The 16,098-nt window shown below is 68.5% G+C and carries 21 protein-coding genes; 11 read left to right on the forward strand and 10 right to left on the reverse strand.

Annotated elements, in window-relative coordinates:
- Entirely contained in the window at positions 1 to 501 is a 501-nt protein-coding gene (locus ACOZ4N_RS14750; RefSeq protein ID WP_424017124.1) for a type II toxin-antitoxin system death-on-curing family toxin, read from the forward strand.
- A gap of 4 nt (positions 502 to 505) precedes the next feature.
- Entirely contained in the window at positions 506 to 643 is a 138-nt protein-coding gene (locus ACOZ4N_RS14755; RefSeq protein WP_424017125.1) for a hypothetical protein, read from the forward strand.
- Positions 644 to 800: 157 nt separating this feature from the next.
- Here ACOZ4N_RS14755 and ACOZ4N_RS14760 read toward each other — a convergent pair whose 3' ends face one another.
- Positions 801 to 1,460: a helix-turn-helix domain-containing protein gene (locus tag ACOZ4N_RS14760; protein WP_424017126.1), complete on the reverse strand. Its 660-nt coding sequence runs from the start codon at positions 1,458 to 1,460 to the stop codon at positions 801 to 803.
- A 45-nt stretch (positions 1,461 to 1,505) separates the two neighbouring features.
- Positions 1,506 to 1,937, reverse strand: coding sequence for an SCP2 sterol-binding domain-containing protein (locus tag ACOZ4N_RS14765; protein ID WP_424017127.1), 432 nt, complete (start codon positions 1,935 to 1,937; stop codon positions 1,506 to 1,508).
- A 251-nt stretch (positions 1,938 to 2,188) separates the two neighbouring features.
- Between ACOZ4N_RS14765 and ACOZ4N_RS14770 the strand changes: the two genes are divergently transcribed.
- Complete coding sequence (locus ACOZ4N_RS14770) at positions 2,189 to 2,479, forward strand: hypothetical protein (RefSeq protein ID WP_424017128.1); 291 nt, start codon at positions 2,189 to 2,191, stop codon at positions 2,477 to 2,479.
- A 112-nt stretch (positions 2,480 to 2,591) separates the two neighbouring features.
- Here ACOZ4N_RS14770 and ACOZ4N_RS14775 read toward each other — a convergent pair whose 3' ends face one another.
- Together ACOZ4N_RS14775 and ACOZ4N_RS14780 are read right to left on the reverse strand one after the other, a co-directional pair.
- A complete protein-coding gene (locus tag ACOZ4N_RS14775) occupies positions 2,592 to 3,389 on the reverse strand; it encodes an SDR family NAD(P)-dependent oxidoreductase (protein WP_424017129.1) in 798 nt (265 codons plus the stop codon).
- Positions 3,386 to 4,489 (reverse strand): mandelate racemase/muconate lactonizing enzyme family protein, encoded by a 1,104-nt coding sequence (locus tag ACOZ4N_RS14780; RefSeq protein ID WP_424017130.1) that lies wholly within the window; start codon positions 4,487 to 4,489, stop codon positions 3,386 to 3,388. The genes ACOZ4N_RS14775 and ACOZ4N_RS14780 overlap by 4 nt, the downstream gene beginning before the upstream one ends.
- A gap of 142 nt (positions 4,490 to 4,631) precedes the next feature.
- On the opposite strand from ACOZ4N_RS14780, the gene ACOZ4N_RS14785 reads away from it, so the two are divergent.
- Positions 4,632 to 5,135 carry an amino acid-binding protein gene (locus ACOZ4N_RS14785; protein ID WP_424017131.1) on the forward strand — a complete coding sequence of 168 codons (504 nt, stop codon included), beginning with the start codon at positions 4,632 to 4,634 and terminating at the stop codon, positions 5,133 to 5,135.
- Positions 5,132 to 5,488, forward strand: coding sequence for a 2Fe-2S iron-sulfur cluster-binding protein (locus ACOZ4N_RS14790; RefSeq protein WP_424017132.1), 357 nt, complete (start codon positions 5,132 to 5,134; stop codon positions 5,486 to 5,488). Before ACOZ4N_RS14785 ends, ACOZ4N_RS14790 begins: the two co-directional genes overlap by 4 nt.
- 1 nt (position 5,489) lies before the next feature.
- Here ACOZ4N_RS14790 and ACOZ4N_RS14795 read toward each other — a convergent pair whose 3' ends face one another.
- Positions 5,490 to 6,869 (reverse strand): RAD55 family ATPase, encoded by a 1,380-nt coding sequence (locus ACOZ4N_RS14795; RefSeq protein WP_424017133.1) that lies wholly within the window; start codon positions 6,867 to 6,869, stop codon positions 5,490 to 5,492.
- Between the two features lie 99 nt (positions 6,870 to 6,968).
- On the opposite strand from ACOZ4N_RS14795, the gene ACOZ4N_RS14800 reads away from it, so the two are divergent.
- Positions 6,969 to 7,565, forward strand: coding sequence for an IMPACT family protein (locus ACOZ4N_RS14800; protein WP_424017134.1), 597 nt, complete (start codon positions 6,969 to 6,971; stop codon positions 7,563 to 7,565).
- Positions 7,566 to 7,717: 152 nt separating this feature from the next.
- Here ACOZ4N_RS14800 and upp read toward each other — a convergent pair whose 3' ends face one another.
- Positions 7,718 to 8,392, reverse strand: coding sequence for a uracil phosphoribosyltransferase (gene upp / locus ACOZ4N_RS14805; protein ID WP_424017135.1), 675 nt, complete (start codon positions 8,390 to 8,392; stop codon positions 7,718 to 7,720).
- Positions 8,393 to 8,462: 70 nt separating this feature from the next.
- Positions 8,463 to 9,149: a type 1 glutamine amidotransferase domain-containing protein gene (locus tag ACOZ4N_RS14810; RefSeq protein WP_424017136.1), complete on the reverse strand. Its 687-nt coding sequence runs from the start codon at positions 9,147 to 9,149 to the stop codon at positions 8,463 to 8,465.
- Positions 9,150 to 9,259: 110 nt separating this feature from the next.
- On the opposite strand from ACOZ4N_RS14810, the gene ACOZ4N_RS14815 reads away from it, so the two are divergent.
- The 3 genes from ACOZ4N_RS14815 to ACOZ4N_RS14825 all read left to right on the forward strand — a co-directional run bounded on the left by ACOZ4N_RS14815 (position 9,260) and on the right by ACOZ4N_RS14825 (position 12,790).
- The gene (locus ACOZ4N_RS14815; protein ID WP_424017137.1) at positions 9,260 to 9,985 is read left to right on the forward strand and encodes a DUF5828 family protein; all 726 of its coding nucleotides are present in this window, start codon (positions 9,260 to 9,262) and stop codon (positions 9,983 to 9,985) included.
- Positions 9,986 to 10,123: 138 nt separating this feature from the next.
- On the forward strand, positions 10,124 to 12,289 hold the full coding sequence (gene katG, locus ACOZ4N_RS14820; RefSeq protein ID WP_424017138.1) for a catalase/peroxidase HPI: 2,166 nt from the start codon (positions 10,124 to 10,126) through the stop codon (positions 12,287 to 12,289).
- A gap of 54 nt (positions 12,290 to 12,343) precedes the next feature.
- On the forward strand, positions 12,344 to 12,790 hold the full coding sequence (locus ACOZ4N_RS14825; RefSeq protein WP_424017139.1) for a DUF5518 domain-containing protein: 447 nt from the start codon (positions 12,344 to 12,346) through the stop codon (positions 12,788 to 12,790).
- A 16-nt stretch (positions 12,791 to 12,806) separates the two neighbouring features.
- Here the strand turns inward: ACOZ4N_RS14825 and cysK are convergent, their stop codons facing one another.
- Entirely contained in the window at positions 12,807 to 13,760 is a 954-nt protein-coding gene (gene cysK / locus ACOZ4N_RS14830; RefSeq protein WP_424017140.1) for a cysteine synthase A, read from the reverse strand.
- Positions 13,761 to 13,861: 101 nt separating this feature from the next.
- On the reverse strand, positions 13,862 to 14,005 hold the full coding sequence (locus tag ACOZ4N_RS14835; RefSeq protein WP_424017141.1) for a hypothetical protein: 144 nt from the start codon (positions 14,003 to 14,005) through the stop codon (positions 13,862 to 13,864).
- Between the two features lie 130 nt (positions 14,006 to 14,135).
- Here ACOZ4N_RS14835 and ACOZ4N_RS14840 point away from each other — a divergent pair, with 130 nt between their 5' ends.
- The gene (locus ACOZ4N_RS14840; RefSeq protein WP_424017142.1) at positions 14,136 to 15,323 is read left to right on the forward strand and encodes an anion permease; all 1,188 of its coding nucleotides are present in this window, start codon (positions 14,136 to 14,138) and stop codon (positions 15,321 to 15,323) included.
- A gap of 44 nt (positions 15,324 to 15,367) precedes the next feature.
- Positions 15,368 to 15,577: a hypothetical protein gene (locus tag ACOZ4N_RS14845; protein WP_424017143.1), complete on the forward strand. Its 210-nt coding sequence runs from the start codon at positions 15,368 to 15,370 to the stop codon at positions 15,575 to 15,577.
- Here ACOZ4N_RS14845 and ACOZ4N_RS14850 read toward each other — a convergent pair.
- Positions 15,574 to 16,062, reverse strand: a complete 489-nt coding sequence (locus ACOZ4N_RS14850) for a hypothetical protein (protein WP_424017144.1) — start codon at positions 16,060 to 16,062, stop codon at positions 15,574 to 15,576. The two genes, ACOZ4N_RS14845 and ACOZ4N_RS14850, sit on opposite strands and share 4 nt — an antisense overlap.
- Positions 16,063 to 16,098 lie beyond the last annotated feature (36 nt).

Here is a 16,098-nt window from a genome sequence, read left to right on the forward strand (position 1 = left end):
ATGAGCGGTGATTTCGAGCATCTGTCCGTCGAGGATATTCTTGCCATACACGAGTTCATCGTAGAATCGAGTGATGAGACCGAACCCGGCATCTCGTCTCGGGGTGACATCGAGTACGCACTCGACCACGTCCGAGCTGGACAGTTTGGACGAGGGCCCGAAACGCTTCACGAAAAGGCATTCCAGATCATGCGTCTGCTCGTCGCTAACCACCCGTTCGTCGATGGAAACAAACGGACTGCTCTGGCCGCAACTGTCGCGTTCTACGCGCTGAACGATATCCGATTCGACTACGATCGGCAGATAAAATCGGTCCTGAAACGACTCGGGACTGACGAATCGGAGGTGGACGCCACGGCGCTGATCACGTATCTGGACGAACACACCGATCCGCTCGAAGCAGAATACGCCGATACGTACCGTCTCTGGCTGTCGCTCGTCGACACGGAGCCCAGCGACCCCGAGCAGAACGATTATGATGACACAGCGCAAAATGAGTAACACGATGGCCGCAGACGACGAGAGTCGGTCAATCTCCGATGATCTCTCTCCTGAAGAGGCACGCCGCCGCCTCATGCGGCTGATCACGCGACAGGACATGGATGCCCACGAGGAGATCTACGCGGAACTCGCCAGGGAGTAGTTCCCCTCGCGATCTGTTTTATCGGTTTGTCGGTCGCTGACGCCACCCGTACCGACGAGCGCCGGACCGGCGGCCGTGCGCAGTGCGGCCGCCGACTGCGCGAGCGGTGACCGTACTGAACCGCGAGCACCGACACGCCCAGTACGAAAGGCGAACTCTAGGACTCAGCCAGCAAGGCGTCCAGCAGGACCGACTCGGCCCGCCGGAGCAGTTCGTTCGCGGTGCTGGGCGCACAGGCCAGCTCGTCGGCGACCGCCTCGAAGGAGGTGGCTCTCGGCGTCTCGTAGTAGCCCAGTTCGTGCGCGACCAGCACCGCCTCGCGCTGGCGGTCGGTCAGCCGGCCGAGATAGCCCGGTTCGTCGGGCGTGTACTCGCCGGTCCACTCGATCTCGACGGCGATCCGGTCGGTCGCCTCGGCGAAGGCCGCCTGGAGGGCCGCCTCCGTGCCCGCCACCGTCACCCGGACGCCCCGATCCGTGTACCGGAAGGGCGGATCGAGCAGGAGGGCGTAGGACTCGGCGATGGCGAGCAACTCGCTCAGCGTCTCGCGTTCGCTGACGTGGACGAACGCGAACAGCTGGCCGTCGCCGCCGTCGATCACGTCGTAGTCGTACACGTCCGCGCGGTCGCGGAACACAGCATCGAGCGCCGCGGCGTCGTCGCCGGCCAGCCGGTACAGGAGCGCGTAGGTCCCGTCGCTGTGCCACTCCAGAGCCACCAGCGCCTCCCGGCGGATGCCCTCGACGCTCCCGATAGCCGCGTCGACGCCCGGGAACGCCTGTCCGTCGGGCAACAGCCGGAGTTCCACTGCGCGCATCAGTGTTCCCTCACGAGACCTGCTGGCATGGTTCTGTCCCCCGGCTCAGTACTCGAACTCGGTGTCGACGGCGGCGGCCTCCTCGGTCATGACGACGGCCGCGTCGCTGTACTGGAGGGTCCGCTGCATGTCGCCGTCCAGCTCGAACTCGCCGCTCATCAGCCCGTCGATGGCCCCCAGGTCCTGCCGGATCAGCCGCTTCCAGGTGCTGTACTCGCCACGGAAGGCGAAGCCCCAGTCCACGCCGTCGGGGTCGTCCGTCCGGAACGCGTCGGTACACACGCCGTCTTCGAGGCCGACGAAGAAGTACAGGTCCTCGCCGTCGTAGGTGTCGTCGGGCCGGATGTGAAAGAGGAAGTCGCCGTTGAAGTCGACGCCCCAGCCCTCGCCGACCTCGCTGTACTCGTCGGACTCGTTCAGCTTCTCGCCCCACGCTTCGATCCACTCGTCCGCGTCACTCGGTAGTGTGAGTGCCATACCCGCTGACTCGCCGCACGGACCGTAGCGATTCCCGCTAATCGAGCCGTGTCTTTATCAGACAGCGTGTCACGGGAAGCCCAACACGCACTGCCGGTGTCAGGACTCGCGTGCAGGACGCAGCGCAGGTCGGGCACGTGCGACTCGCCGCGTGATCGCACGAGTCGAGCCGGTAGCGACGGGAACGAGTGACTAGCAGCCGCTTTTCAGCCATCCGAACGGTTTATGAATTGGAACGTTCACTGGCAGGTATGGAGCGCCACTCACGGATACTGTTTCGCGAGCCGAATGGGCCACGGCGGGGGTTCATCTTTCTGTCCCTGTCGGTCGTGGCCCTCCTCGCGTGGCTGTATTTCGGTGCCCGGCTCGATGGCCTCTCCATCCTGCTCTTTCAGGCGACTGCGTTTGCTTCCCTCGGCGTCGCCGAATCGTTGCCGCCGAACCGACGCCGTGTGGCCGGCGTACTGCGAATACTCGCCGTCGCGATCATGGTGATCTACCTCGTCGTTCTCGCCGCGGCACCGGACCTGTTCCTGGACTGAGCGAGTTGCGGAGACTGGAGTACCGAACGGGTGTGTCAGTTCGCGTCAGGTCGACTGATCGACCCGTACGTGCTGGACGAGGAGAAATCGGAGACGAACCGACGCCGCGCTGTTACCGCGCCAGCCATCCGCCGTCGACGGCGTAGGTGTAGCCGGTGCAGTAGCGGGCGGCCTCGCTGGCGAGGAACAGGGCCATTCCCTGGAGTTCCTCGGGTTCCGCGATCCGGTCGACGGGGGTCTCGGCCTCGATCTCGTCGGCGATGTCCTGTCCGACGCGGCTGTCCTCGTCGAGGTAGCCGCCGCCGATGTTCGTCCGGGCGTGACTCGGCGCGATGGCGTTGACGCGGATCTCGGGTGCCCACTCGGCCCCGAGCGTCCGCGTGAGGTTGACGACGCCGCCCTTCGAGGCGGCGTAGGCCGGGTTGTACCCCATCGCGTCGCTCCCCACCAGCCCGTAGACGGAGGCGGTGTTGACGATGGCCCCACCCGAGTCCTGCTCGGCCATCGCGCGGGCGGCGTAGCAGTCGGTGAGCCACACGCCCCGCAGGTTCACGTCGACGATGCGGTCCCACTGGGCCATCTCGTAGTGTTCGACCGGGCGTTCGAGTTCGCCGATGCCCGCGTTGGCGAAGGCGGCGTCGAGCCGGCCGAACCGGTCGAGCGTCGCGTCGACCATCCCCTCGACGGCCGCCTCGTCGGTCACGTCCACTTCGAGAGCCAGCGTCTCGACCCCCGTTTCGTCTTCGATGTCGTCGGCGACCGCCTGCGCGCCGGCTTCGTCGAGGTCCGCGACCACCACGTCCGCGCCGGCCTCGGCCATCGCGGCCGCGAAGGCACTGCCCAGGCCGCCCGCCGCGCCGGTCACCAGCGCGACCGAGCCGTCCAGCCGGAACTCGTCGAGTACGGTCATCGGTCACCCTCCAGCAGGTCCCGATCCAGTTCGACGCCCAGTCCCGGCCCCTGCGGCGGCGTGACGGTGCCGTCCGTGGCGGCGAACTCGCCGTGGATCGGTGCCGACCATGCCTCGGGCGTCCACGGCGGGTCGTGGGGGAACTCACACCAGTCGGCCCCGACCGCCGCCATCACGTGCAGGTTGGCGGCGAAGCCGATGGCGTTGGTCCAGGTGTGGGGCACGAACTTGACGCCCTGGTTCCGGGCGGCCCCGGCGACCTCGACGGCCCGTTTGATGCCGGTCACCAGCGCCGCGTCGGGCTGGAGCACGTCCACGGCGTCGCGGTCGAGGAACTCGTACAGCTCCTGTGGGCCGCCGTTGAACTCGCCGCCGGCGATGGGGACCTCGGCGGCGTCGCGCAGGCGCGCGTACCCCGCGTAGTCGTGACGGGGCAGCGGCTCCTCGAACCACTCGATCCCGCCGATGTCGGCCAGCTCGCGGGCCACCGCCTCGGCCTCGGCCACCGACCACTGGGTCTCGTCTTCCATCACGCGAACGGTCCACCCCTTGTTCGCGTCGACCATGAGCGGCAGGTCGGGGAACGCCTCGCGGACCGCACGAACCACGTCGAGGTCGGACCGCTCGGCGATCCGGAGTTTGACGGCCTCGAACCCCTCGTCGACGCGGTCCTCGACGTACGCGATGCGGTCCTCGGCCGGCTGGACCTCGCCGGTGCTGGCGTAGGCCCGGATCGGGTCGTCGCTCCCGCCGAGCAACTCGTAGACGGGCTTGCCGGCGTCCTTGCCGACGATGTCCCACAGCGCGAGTTCGAGGTGCCACGGCCGCGGGCCGATCAGGTCGACGGTCTCCAGCTTGCGCATGATCCCCTCGATGTCGTGGGGGTCCTCGCCCTGCAGGAACAGCGACAGCGGTGTCGCGTAGTCGAGGCCGCCGGCGAAACTCGGGCTGGCGGTGACGCCCGTGATGCCGGCGTCGGTCTCGATCTCGAACACTTCGGCCTCGTGGCTCCCCTGCGGGTAGCCGGGAATCCAGTTCGGTCGGAAACTGTCCGCCAGTTCGTGACTGACGTGATGTTGCGTGACTCCGGTTATCTGCATCTCGTCTCTCCGTCGTCGTCCCTACCGGTAGCGGTTCCCACGAATCGGGACGCGTCTTTATGACCCGGGAGTCACGGTTTCGGCCGCCGCCCGAACCGTCCGATGCCAAGACATACTACGGTCGGCGGTCGTCTTGGTGAGTATGTTCGCGGAGATCATGGAGAAATTCGAGGGCAGTCCCTCCCAGCAGGCGGTGATTCGACTCCTCCTCGAACGGGGCTTCTCGGTCAACGACGACGGCCGGGTCGTCTCGGGCGGCATCGAGATCCCCAACACCGGCATCGCCCGGGAGATCGACGTGGATCGCCGGGTCGTGGACTCGACGACCGACGCCATCCTCGCCGACGAACAACTGCGGCGCATCTTCCAGAACATCTCCCAGATCCCCAGCCTGATGGACCTGGCCCCGGTGCTGGACCTGCACGTCCTGACCGTCGACGTGTACGACACCGAACAGCCCGGCATCGTCGCCGAGATCGCCGGCATGATCGCCGACGAGGGCATCTCGATGCGCCAGACCGTCTCGGAAGACCCCGAGTTCGCCGTCGACCCCAAACTCTACATCGTGACCGAGGAGGCCCTGCCCGGCGACCTCCTCAACGAGATCCGTGACCGCGACTACGTGCGCAAGATCGAGTTGCAGTGACCGACCAGTCGCCGCCCGCCGACGGCGGGCCCGACGAGACCGTCACCGTCACGGTCCGCACCGACGGCGGGACCCGCGAACTCACCGCGCCCGTCGGTTCCGTCCTCCGGGACGTGTTGCGCGACGCCGGTATCTCCCCCTACACTCGCTACACCGAGCGGCTGAACTGCGGGGGTCGGGGGATCTGTGCGACCTGTGGCGTGCGCATCCGCGAGGGCGAGACGGACCCCGACCACTGGCACGACCGGCTGGCCGACCGGTTCGGCTACCCGCGACTCTCCTGTCAGTACCGGCTGACGCGGGACGTGACCGTCGAGATCCCGGAGAAACGCGTCTGGGGCGGCCGCGAGTGAGTCAGCGCAACTGGACGTACGGCGGGTCTTCGAGCGGTTCGACGACGCGGGTGTGGCCGGGCGTCCCGGCGGGCGATTTGGGGACCGAGAGGTACTGGAGTTCGTCGCTCCCGCGCCAGGTGCGCATCACCTGATCCGCGACGCCCGAGAAGAAGGCGGTGAGGCGGTCGCCGGCGACCGCGCGGTCGCCGGCCAGCACCAGCGTGAGGTCGTACTCGCCGTTCATCACGTTGCCGTCGGCCCAGTAGTAGAGTTGCCGCGACTCGTTTTCCGTGACGAGGTGGGCCATCGCCGAGTGTTCGATGATCGCGACGGCCTCCTCGACCCGACCGCCCAGTTCCGCGACCAGCGTCCGGAACGCCTCCTGGATACTGCCCTCCTCCTCCTGGAGGACGACGTTGTCGGTGTCGAGGCCGGCGACGACCGGTTCGCCCGGGCTTCGGCTGATGGGGTCGATCAGGTACAGCAGGTTCCGGTCCATCAACTCGGTCACCGGAGCGACCGCGTCGGCGAGCAGGTCGTCCACCCGGTTCACGAGCGTCCCCGGCGCGGTCACCAGCACTACGGGTGCGTCCTGTTCGACGGCGCGAGCCGCGAGCGCGGCGGTAAAGGGCCAGTGGTCGGCCGTCCCGTCGTGTTCGAAAAGGGTGGTGCCGTTGCGGACGAAGCCGCCGGTGAGGTCGTCGAGGCTCGGGATGCCGGTCCGGAAGGGGTCTTCGTGGGTCGCCCACTCCCGTGCCGACACGGTGACGCCGTCGTCGTCGTGGGCGAGTGCGTGCCGGCGCGTGTCGTGGTCCCGGCTCCGGAGTTTCTCGACCCGGCAGAACGGCCGGGCGTCGCCCTCGATCTCCTCGCGCCAGCAGTCGACGACGCCGTGGGCCAGGCGCGCGACCGACCCCGGTTCGTCGTCGGTGGCGGTCAACACCGCCGTCGTCTCGTGGTCGTCGAGCCGTTCGAGCAGGTGAAAGCGGCCGTGGCGGCCCCGCTCGCGGTCGGGCGCGAGTTCGACCAGCCCGCCGGCCCCGTCGACGACCAGCCGGTCCCACTCGTCGGCCGAGAGCCGTTCGATCAGCGAGCCGAAGGGGATCGTGTCGGCACCGTCGGCGGTGACGAAACGGACGCCGCCGCCGCTCGTGTCCCGGTGGACGGCCGCGAGCGTGATGGGCTCGGCCGGGTCCAGCGATGTCCGGACGACCCCGAGGGGCTCGTCGGTGGTCACGTACAGGCAGTCCTCGTCCGCGTCGGCGCCCGCGTCGAGAAACTGCATCGCGAGGCGGCTCTTTCCCACGCCCGACGGGCCGCGGAGCAGGAGCGTCCGGCCCTCGGGCACGCCCCCACCGAGCATCTCGTCGAGCATTTCGTCACCGGTCGACCGTGACATACCCCCTACAGGGTGCCCGAGTGACAAATAAGGTCGGCACGGCTCGGCCCCGAAAACGACGGCGGAAGGGGTTTGATCCCCGCCCCGCTATCCCCGACCGTGACCGAGCGCTACCGGACCCTCGCCGGCCGCGGGCAGGCCGCCTTCGAGATCAGGGGCTCGGAGTTTATCGGCCACGCCGCCCCCGCGACCAGCGTCGCGGACGCCGAGCGCTTCGTCGAGGCGATCCGCGAGGAGTACGCCGACGCGACCCACAACGTCCCGGCCTACCGCGTCCGGACCGACCCGCTCACCGAGTGGAGTTCCGACGACGCCGAACCCTCCGGGTCGGCGGGCAAACCCGCGCTGAACGTCCTCCAGGGCGAGGCGCTGGAGAACGTCGTCGCCGTCGTCACCCGCTACTACGGCGGGACGAAACTCGGCGTGGGCGGCCTGGCCCGCGCATACTCACAGGGGGTCAAGGTCGCCGTCGAGGACGCCGGGATCACCGAGCGCCGTCCCCACGAGTCGTTCTCGATAACCGTCGAATACGACGATTCCGGAACTGTCCGTGGCATCCTCGAATCCGAGGGCGTCGAGTTCGACGCCGACTACCGGGCCGAGGTGGCCTTCGACGTGCGCGTGCCGGTCGCCGACGCCGCCGCCCTCCGGGATCGAATCCGCAGCGCCACCAGCGGTCGCGCGACCATCGAGTGACACGCGGTCACCCGCCAGCACGGTCGAACTGCCTGACATATAAATAGCCGAACTGGTGTTCGGATGCAGGTTACAGTTCGGTTGCAGTCTTGCGGTTTTCCAGGTGAAACCAGGGGGTTTCGACGTGCGTCGACATCACACACACCGACCGGTCAGGTAGTGCGGAACGCGCGGTCGCCGGCGTCGCCGAGGCCGGGGACGATGAAGCCGTCGTCGTCGAGGTGGTCGTCGATGCTGACGGTCAGCAGGTCGACCTCGGGGAACTGCTCGGCGACGCGGGTGACGCCGGCGGGGGCGCTGACCGCCGAGAGGGCAAAGAGGTTGTCGGGGTCGCCCGCGGCCGTGACCCGCTCCAGCACGGCGGTCATGGTCGATCCCGTCGCCAGCATCGGGTCGGCGACGATGACGGTGTCCTCGGGGGTGATCTCCGGCATCTTCTCGTAGTCCACGTCGATGGGGAACTGGCCGTCCTCGTTCATCCCCGCGGACTCGTCGCGGCCGGCGCTGATGACCCCCTGCTTCGCGTTCGGGAAGGCCTTCAGGAGGCCTTCGACGAAGGGCGTGGCCGCACGGAGGACGTTGACGATCACCACGTCGTCGAGGCCGGTGACGCGCTCGCCCATCGTGTCGGTCAGTGGCGTCTCGATCTCGACGTACTCCGTACTCATCGCGCCGTCGATGATCTCGTAGCCACAGATGCGGCCGAGTTTCACGAGCCCTTTGCGGAAGGCGACCTGTTCGGTCTCGACACTGCGCAGGTCCGAGAGCGTGTGCTTGGCGAGTGCGTGCGTGACGAGATACGCGTCGCCGCGTCGTTCGATGGCCATACTGGCGGTGTCACCGCCGATAGCATAAAATCGGACGGATCGCGGCCGCTGCCCGGCTGGCCGACCGCCGTCAGTGCTCGATGCCCATCTCCGCCAGCAGCGTCACGGCCGCCGCGTGCGAGGACGGCGGCCCCCGCGCGGTCACGAGGTCACCGTCGACGGTGACGGACGTGTCCTCACCGAGGTCGGGGTCGAAATTCCCGCCGGCCGCGCGCACCTCGTCTTCGACCCAGTAGGGGAGCTTTCGCCCGTCGGGCATGCAGTCGTTCTCGTCGACGATGCCCTCCTCCCAGGCGTTGGGGAAGCCGGTCACGTCGCGACCCTCGACGAGGAACCCGCCGTCGGAGTCGCGGGTGAACGCGAGGATACCGGCGGCGTGACAGACGACCAGCGCCTTGCTGTCGCCCTCCTCGACCGCCGTCCGGAGCGCGGCCCGGGCGTGGCGGTCCTGGTTCACGTCCCACGCGGTGCCGTGCCCGCCGGGGAACACGACCGCGTCGTACCCGCTCGCGTCGACCCGTGCGAGCGGTGTCGGGTCGGCCAGTCGCTCGTCGGACTCGGCGACCTCGCGGACGCGTTCGGCGGTCTCCTCGCCGACCTCCTCGGGGTCGATCGAGCGCTCGTCGATCACCGGTTCGCGCCCGCTCGGGGTGGCGACCGTGATGTCGACCCCGGCGTCGGTGAGCGTGGTGAGCGGTTCGATACATTCCTCGCCCCAGTAGCCTTCTTCGCTGACGACGAACAGTGCGGATGGCATGGAACCCGGGGTAGGAGTTTCGGACGGAAAAGCTCGTTTTCCGATCCGTTGACGACTGCCGAGGATGGGGGAAAAGGTATATTCGGCCGTGCCCTACCTGTGGGGAACCGATGGAAGAGAGTGTCTCGGGGTTCAAACAGCGCGGGCGCTGGGTCGACGTGGTGGAACACGGCGAACGGATCGTGCGCGCGCTGACGGACCTCGCGGAAGACCCCGACGTCGACGCCGTCGCGGAGGACGCACTGGCGGAATTCGACGACTGGCGGCCCAAGTCCGACGAACGCCTCGACGATCACGTCAACGAGAAGACCGCCGAACAGGCGAGCGTCGGCGAGGGCGAGGGCGAAAAGGCCGGCAAAGACCCCGACGAGGACCTCCAGAAAGCCGGCGAGAAACTCACCGAGTCCTACGAGAAACTCGACGACGACCCGGACGAGGCCGTCGACAAGTGGGGCGAGTCCATCGACTACGTGGCTCGCGCCGCCGACTCGGCCGGCCGGAAGGCCCTCCGGGCCGTCGAAGGGGCCGTCTACAAGAACGTGATGACCCAGATCGCCCCCTACTACTTCGACAACGAACTCGTCAGCGCCAACCTCCAGCGATCCGGCCGCGGCGAGGCCCCCGAGTACGTCTTCGAGGTCAACGTCAACGACGACGACCTGAAGATCCGGGTGTCGAACAAACTCGCCGACTACGAGTCGTCGGTCGACCGCTGGCACGTCGACACCCCCAAAGACACCGACACCGCCGCCGCCGCCGAGGGCGTCGAACCGCCCGAACCCAGCGACGACCTCGTCGCCGAGTCCAACGAACCCGCCCCCGACGACGGCGAGTGAGCGGGCACGCCGTGGCACCACGCGGTACCGCCCTTAGGATTTAGGCAATATATTTTCTGAATACAAAAACGAAGACCGCGGATCGCAACCAATAGCTTTGTAATCGCGGAACACGACCGTTCGATTGGAGACCACCCTATGACAGAGGATACGCCATTCCCGACGCAGAACAGGTCCCCGCAGGACTGGTGGCCGGAGATGCTCGATCTATCGGCCCTCGACCAGAACGCGCGCGACGCAGGGCCGTACGACGACGATTTCGACTACGCCGAAGCCTTCGAATCTCTCGATTTCGAGCAGGTGAAAGACGACATCGAGTCGGTGATGACCGACTCCCAGGACTGGTGGCCGGCCGACTACGGCCACTACGGGCCGCTGTTCATCCGGATGGCGTGGCACAGCGCCGGCACCTACCGTACCACGGACGGCCGCGGCGGGGCCTCCGGCGGGACCCAGCGGTTCGCGCCGCTCGGTAGCTGGCCGGACAACGCCAACCTCGACAAAGCCCGGCGGCTGCTCTGGCCGGTCAAACAGAAGTACGGCCGCAAGCTCTCGTGGGCGGATCTGATCGTCCTGGCCGGCAACGTCGCCCTCGAGTCGATGGGCTTCGACACGTTCGGCTTCGCCGGCGGGCGCGAAGACGAGTTCGAGCCCGACGCGTCCACCGACTGGGGTCCCGAAAACGAGATGGAGTCCTGGGACCGGTTCGACGAGGACGACCAGCTAGCGGACCACCTCGGCGCGACGGTCATGGGCCTCATCTACGTCAACCCCGAAGGGCCCGAGGGCGAACCCGATCCGGAGTGGTCGGCCGACCGCATCCGCCAGTCGTTCAGCCGCATGGCCATGAACGACAAGGAGACGGCCGCGCTCATCGCTGGCGGCCACACGTTCGGGAAGGTCCACGGTGCCGACGACCCCGACGAACACGTCGGTCCCGAGCCAGCGGCCGCCCCCATCGAGGACATGGGCCTGGGCTGGGAGAGCGACTACGGCGAGGGCAAAGGCGACGACACCATCACCAGCGGCATCGAAGGCCCCTGGAACTCCACGCCGACGATGTGGGACACCTCCTACATCGACAACCTGCTCGAACACGAGTGGGAACCCGAGAAGGGCCCCGGCGGTGCCTGGCAGTGGACGCCGGTCGACGCGGACGAGATCGAGGACGCGCCCGAGGCCCACGGCGACGGGACCCAGACGCCGATGATGCTGACGACCGACGTGGCGCTGAAGAAAGACGACGACTTCCGGGCGATCATCGAGGAGTTCCAGAACGACCCGATGGAGTTCCTGGACGCCTTCGCGAAGGCCTGGTACAAGCTGATCCACCGCGACATGGGCCCGCCCGAGCGGTTCCTCGGTCCGGAAGTCCCCGACGAGACGATGATCTGGCAGGACCCCCTGCCCGACCGTGACTTCGAGCCAATCGGCGACGAGGCCGCCGAACAGCTCGCGGAGGAACTGCTGGATTCGGACCTCTCGCGCTCCCAGTTGGTCAAGACCGCCTGGGCGGCCGCGGCGACCTACCGCGACAGCGACAAGCGCGGCGGAGCCAACGGCGCGCGCATCCGGCTGGAACCCCAGCGGAGCTGGGGGGTCAACGAACCCGCGGAACTGGAGACCGCGCTGGAGACCTACGAGGAGATCAAGGCGGAGTTCAACGAGTCCCGGTCGGACGGGACCGCCGTCTCGCTCGCCGACCTCATCGTGCTGGGCGGCAACGCCGCCATCGAGCAGGCCGCGAGCGAGGCCGGCTACGACGTGGACGTGCCCTTCGAGCCGGGCCGCGTCGACGCCGAGGACGAGTGGACCGACGAGGAGTCCTTCGAGGCGCTCGAACTGGACTCGGACGGCTTCCGCAACTACGTCGGCGGCGAACACGACCGGAAACTGGAGGAACTGCTGGTCGACAAGGCCGACCTGCTCGACCTGAGTCCCGAGGAGATGACCGTGCTGGTCGGCGGACTGCGCACGCTGGGTGCGACCTACGGCGACTCCGACCGCGGCGTCCTCACCGACGACACCGACACCCTCGACAACGACTTCTTCGTCAACCTGCTCGACATGCAGTACGACTGGGAGCAGGCCGACGAGGCCGGACAGGTCTACGAGGGCTACGACCGCGAGACCGGCGAGCAGGTGTGGGAAGCCACCCGCTTCGACCTCATCTTCGGGTCGAACGACCGGCTCCGTGCCATCGCCGAGGTCTACGCGAGCGAGGACGGCGAAGAACAGTTCGTCCAGGACTTCGTCGACGCCTGGCACAAGGTCATGACGCTCGACCGGTTCGACCTGGAGTAGGCCGCGCCGGTACCCGCGACCAACCTTTTTGTTCCTGTCGCCACAGACGAACGTATGGCCCGTCCTGCCCTCCCCGATCCCCGGACGGACGCCGCGTGGCGATACGCGCTCGTCGCGGGCCTCGTCTCGGGTGCGACCGTCCTCCTCGCCGGCTGGCGAGCGACCGAACTCGACGCCCGCCTCGGCCCGGTCGCGCTCGCCGCGGTGTTCGGCGGTGTACTGTTCGCGAACACGACGATAGCCGGCAAAACCGTCGGACTCCGCACCGGTGCGGTCGCGGCCGTCCCGCTCTTGCTCCCCGTCGGCGCGGTCGCGCGCTCGATCCCGACGTTCGCTCAGCCGGCGTGGTTCGGTGTCGTCCAGACGTTGCTCCTCGTCGGTGTCGCGGCTGTAGTGATCGCGTTCACGGCGCTCGCGGGCGCGGTCGGCGGCGCCCTCGGCGAGTGGCTCGCCGGAAAGCTCGGCCGGGAGCGCCGGTCGTCACCGCCAGCGGGTGGCTGACACGGGCCGCCCCCGATCACACGTCGTCGAACAGCCCCGTCGAGAGGTATCGCTCGCCGGTGTCCGGGAGGATGGCGACGGTCACTTCTTCGGGGTAGTCCCGGGCCACGTCGAACGCCGCGGCGGCGGCCGCACCGCTGGAGATGCCGACGAGCAGACCCGCTTCCCGGGCCAGTCGTCGGGTGGTCGTCTTCGCGTCGTCCTCGTGGACCGTCCGGACCTCGTCGATCACGTCCGGGTCGAGGGTGTCGGGGACGAAACTCGGCCCGATGCCCTGGATGCCGTGTGAGCCGCCCTCCCCCTTCGACAGGATGGGCGACCCCGCGGGTTCGACGGCGACCGAGCGCAGCGACGCCCCGCGGTCGTCCTCGATGTGTTTCGAGACGCCCGTGATGGTCCCGCCGGTGCCGACGCCGGCGACGACGGCGTCGACCTCGCCGTCGGTGTCCCGCCAGATCTCCGGGCCGGTCGTCTTTCGGTGGGCCCGTGGGTTGGCGTCGTTCTCGAACTGCTGGGGCATGAACCCGTCGTCGGCCTCGGCCAGCAGTGCCTCGGCGCGGTCGATAGCGCCGGACATCCCGTCGTCGGCCGGCGTCAGTTCCAGGTCCGCGCCAAGCGCCCGGAGCAACTGGCGGCGCTCCTCGCTCATGGACGCGGGCATGGTCAGCGTCAGGTCGTACCCCTTCGCGGCGCAGACGAACGCCAGTCCGATGCCGGTGTTGCCGCTCGTGGGCTCGACGACGTGGGTGCCCTCGTCGACCAGCCCTTCCCGTTCGGCCTGTGCGATCATCTCGCGGGCGATCCGGTCTTTGACGGAGAAGGGGTTGGCCGCCTCGACCTTGGCGTAACAGTTCGGCGCGAACGCCGAGAGATCGACCAGCGGGGTCCCACCGATCAGGTCCGTCGCCGATTCGGCGGCCTCGACCGTCCCTGTACTCCGCGCGTCGTCGGACAGACTCGTCTCACTCATAGTATCGCCGTGGCTCGCTCGTCACACGAGCAGTTGTCGCCGTGCCCCCCTCAACCGACACCCAAAACATTGCGGGGGACGACCCTCGCTCCCCCGGCCGGTCACCAGTCCCGTTCGATGGAGAACCCGCCACAGTCCGGGCAGACCTGTCGCCGGGCCTCGTACTGTGACCCACAGCGTTGACACTCGTACTCCCCGTGCCGTCCGGCGAACCGCCGTAGTCGTTCGAGTACCACTGCCCCCACCTACCACCCACTGTCCACGCCATCACGTATAATTATTCGGCAACTACGGCGCAAAAAACGCCCTCTACCGCCGTGCCGAGCGCCGGATGGCGGCAGGTTATTACGCGTGCCGGCAGTAGCCGTCTATCGAATGGTCGCAGGAGGTACGCTCGCGACGTTTCTGGTCGCCGGAGCGGCGAGTCTGTTCATGGCGTGGGCCATCGGCGCGGGATCGTCGGGGTCGACGCCGTTCGCCCCCGCGGTCGGTGCCAACGCCATCTCGGTGATGCGGGCCGGTTTCATCGTCGGCCTGCTCGGACTGGCCGGAGCCGTCCTGCAGGGCGCGAACGTCACCGAGGCGGTCGGTCGGGAACTCATCCTGAACGCGACGCTCTCGCCCACCGCGGCCGTCGTCGCGCTCATCACCGCGGCGGTGCTGGTCGCCATCGGCGTGTTCGCGGGGTATCCCATCGCCACCGCTTTCACCGTCACCGGCGCGGTCGTCGGCGTCGGCCTGGCGCTGGGCGGCGACCCCGCCTGGGCCAAGTACCAGGAGATCGTCGCGCTGTGGGTCGCCGTTCCCTTCGTCGGCGGCGGCATCGCCTACGGTACCGCCAAGACGCTCCGGGACGAGCGCGTCCCCGAGTCGCTCGCGGTCCCCCTGCTGGCCGGCCTCGTCGGCGCGATCCTCGCGAACGTCCGGTTCGTCGTCCTCGGCCCGCCCGGCGAGGCCGCGTCGCTGACCGGCGTCGCCGCGGCCGCGCTCCCCGAGTTCCCGTCGCTCGCCGTCGGTGTCGGCGTGACGCTGGCGGCCGCGGCGCTGGTCGCTCTCGTCCTCTGGTGGGACCTCCGCGGGAGCCCCGAGGCCGGCCAGCGGCACTTCCTGCTCGCGCTCGGCGGCCTCGTCGCGTTCTCGGCCGGCGGCAGTCAGGTGGGGCTAGCGCTCGGCCCCCTCCTGCCACTGCTCGACCCCTTCGCAATTCCACTCGTCGCGGTCCTGCTGGGCGGCGGGTTCGGCCTCCTGCTCGGCTCCTGGACCGGCGCGCCCCGGATGATCAAGGCGCTCAGCCAGGACTACTCGGCGCTGGGGCCGCGCCGCTCCATCGCCGCCCTCATTCCCTCCTTCGCCATCGCCCAGACCGCCGTCTTCTTCGGCATCCCCGTCTCGTTCAACGAGATCATCGTCAGCGCCATCATCGGGAGCGGCTTCGCCGCCGGCGGCAGCGGCGTCAGCGGCTCGAAGATGGGCTACACCGTCCTCGCGTGGCTCGGGTCGCTCGTCCTCGCCTTCACCCTGGGCTACGGCGTGTTCACCGCCGTCGACGTACTGCTGGTCTGATCGGCCGGAGACAGCCTTTTTCGCGTTCACACCGTAGGACGCCCGTGATCCCCTACTGCGACACGCCGGGCCAGTCCGTCGCGGCCGCCGTCGTCGGGGGCCTGCTCGGGACTGCCGTCGCGCTCGCCGCGGGTCTCGACCTCGCCGCCGGCGTCGTGCTGGCGGGCCTGCTGGGTGGTCTCGCGGACCTGTCCGCCCACGTCGTCCGCGGCGACGACCAGTTCCGGGCCGCCCTCGCGCAGTTGCGCGGTTAACCGTCCTCGACGGGAACTCCGGCCTCACGGAACGCCGCGTTCGCCCGCTCGAACGCCGCCTCGCCGTAGTCGAGCCACAGCGACGGCATCATCACGTACCGCTTCTTGCGCGTCCCGTCCCGGTCGTAGTGGACCACGAACCGCGGGCGCGTGAGGCCCTTCCGTCCCTCCGTGGCCGTGACGCGCACCACGTCGTCGAGGGGAATCGCCTCGTCGCTCGTGAACCCACGGAGGTAGTTGCTCGCGCGAGCGCCGCCCACCACGAGAACCACGCCGCCGAGAATCAGTCCGAGATCCTGGGACTCGCCCGAGAGAATCAGCCAGAGCGGCGTCCCGACCGCGACCAGCATGGCGACGACGTACCCCCAGAACAGGAGCCGGTTCCCCTCGCGGAGCCGGCGGGCGTACCCGCGGATACTCGATTCGAGACGCAGCGTGTCGCCGTCGAGGTGGCACCGACCGCGCTTCGTCCGGAAGGAGGGCATACTCGGTCCTTGTGGCAACGAGCCAAAATAAGCTGT

The organism is Halorientalis pallida, from assembly GCF_049605515.1.
Taxonomy (GTDB): Archaea; Halobacteriota; Halobacteria; order Halobacteriales; family Haloarculaceae; genus Halorientalis; species Halorientalis pallida_A.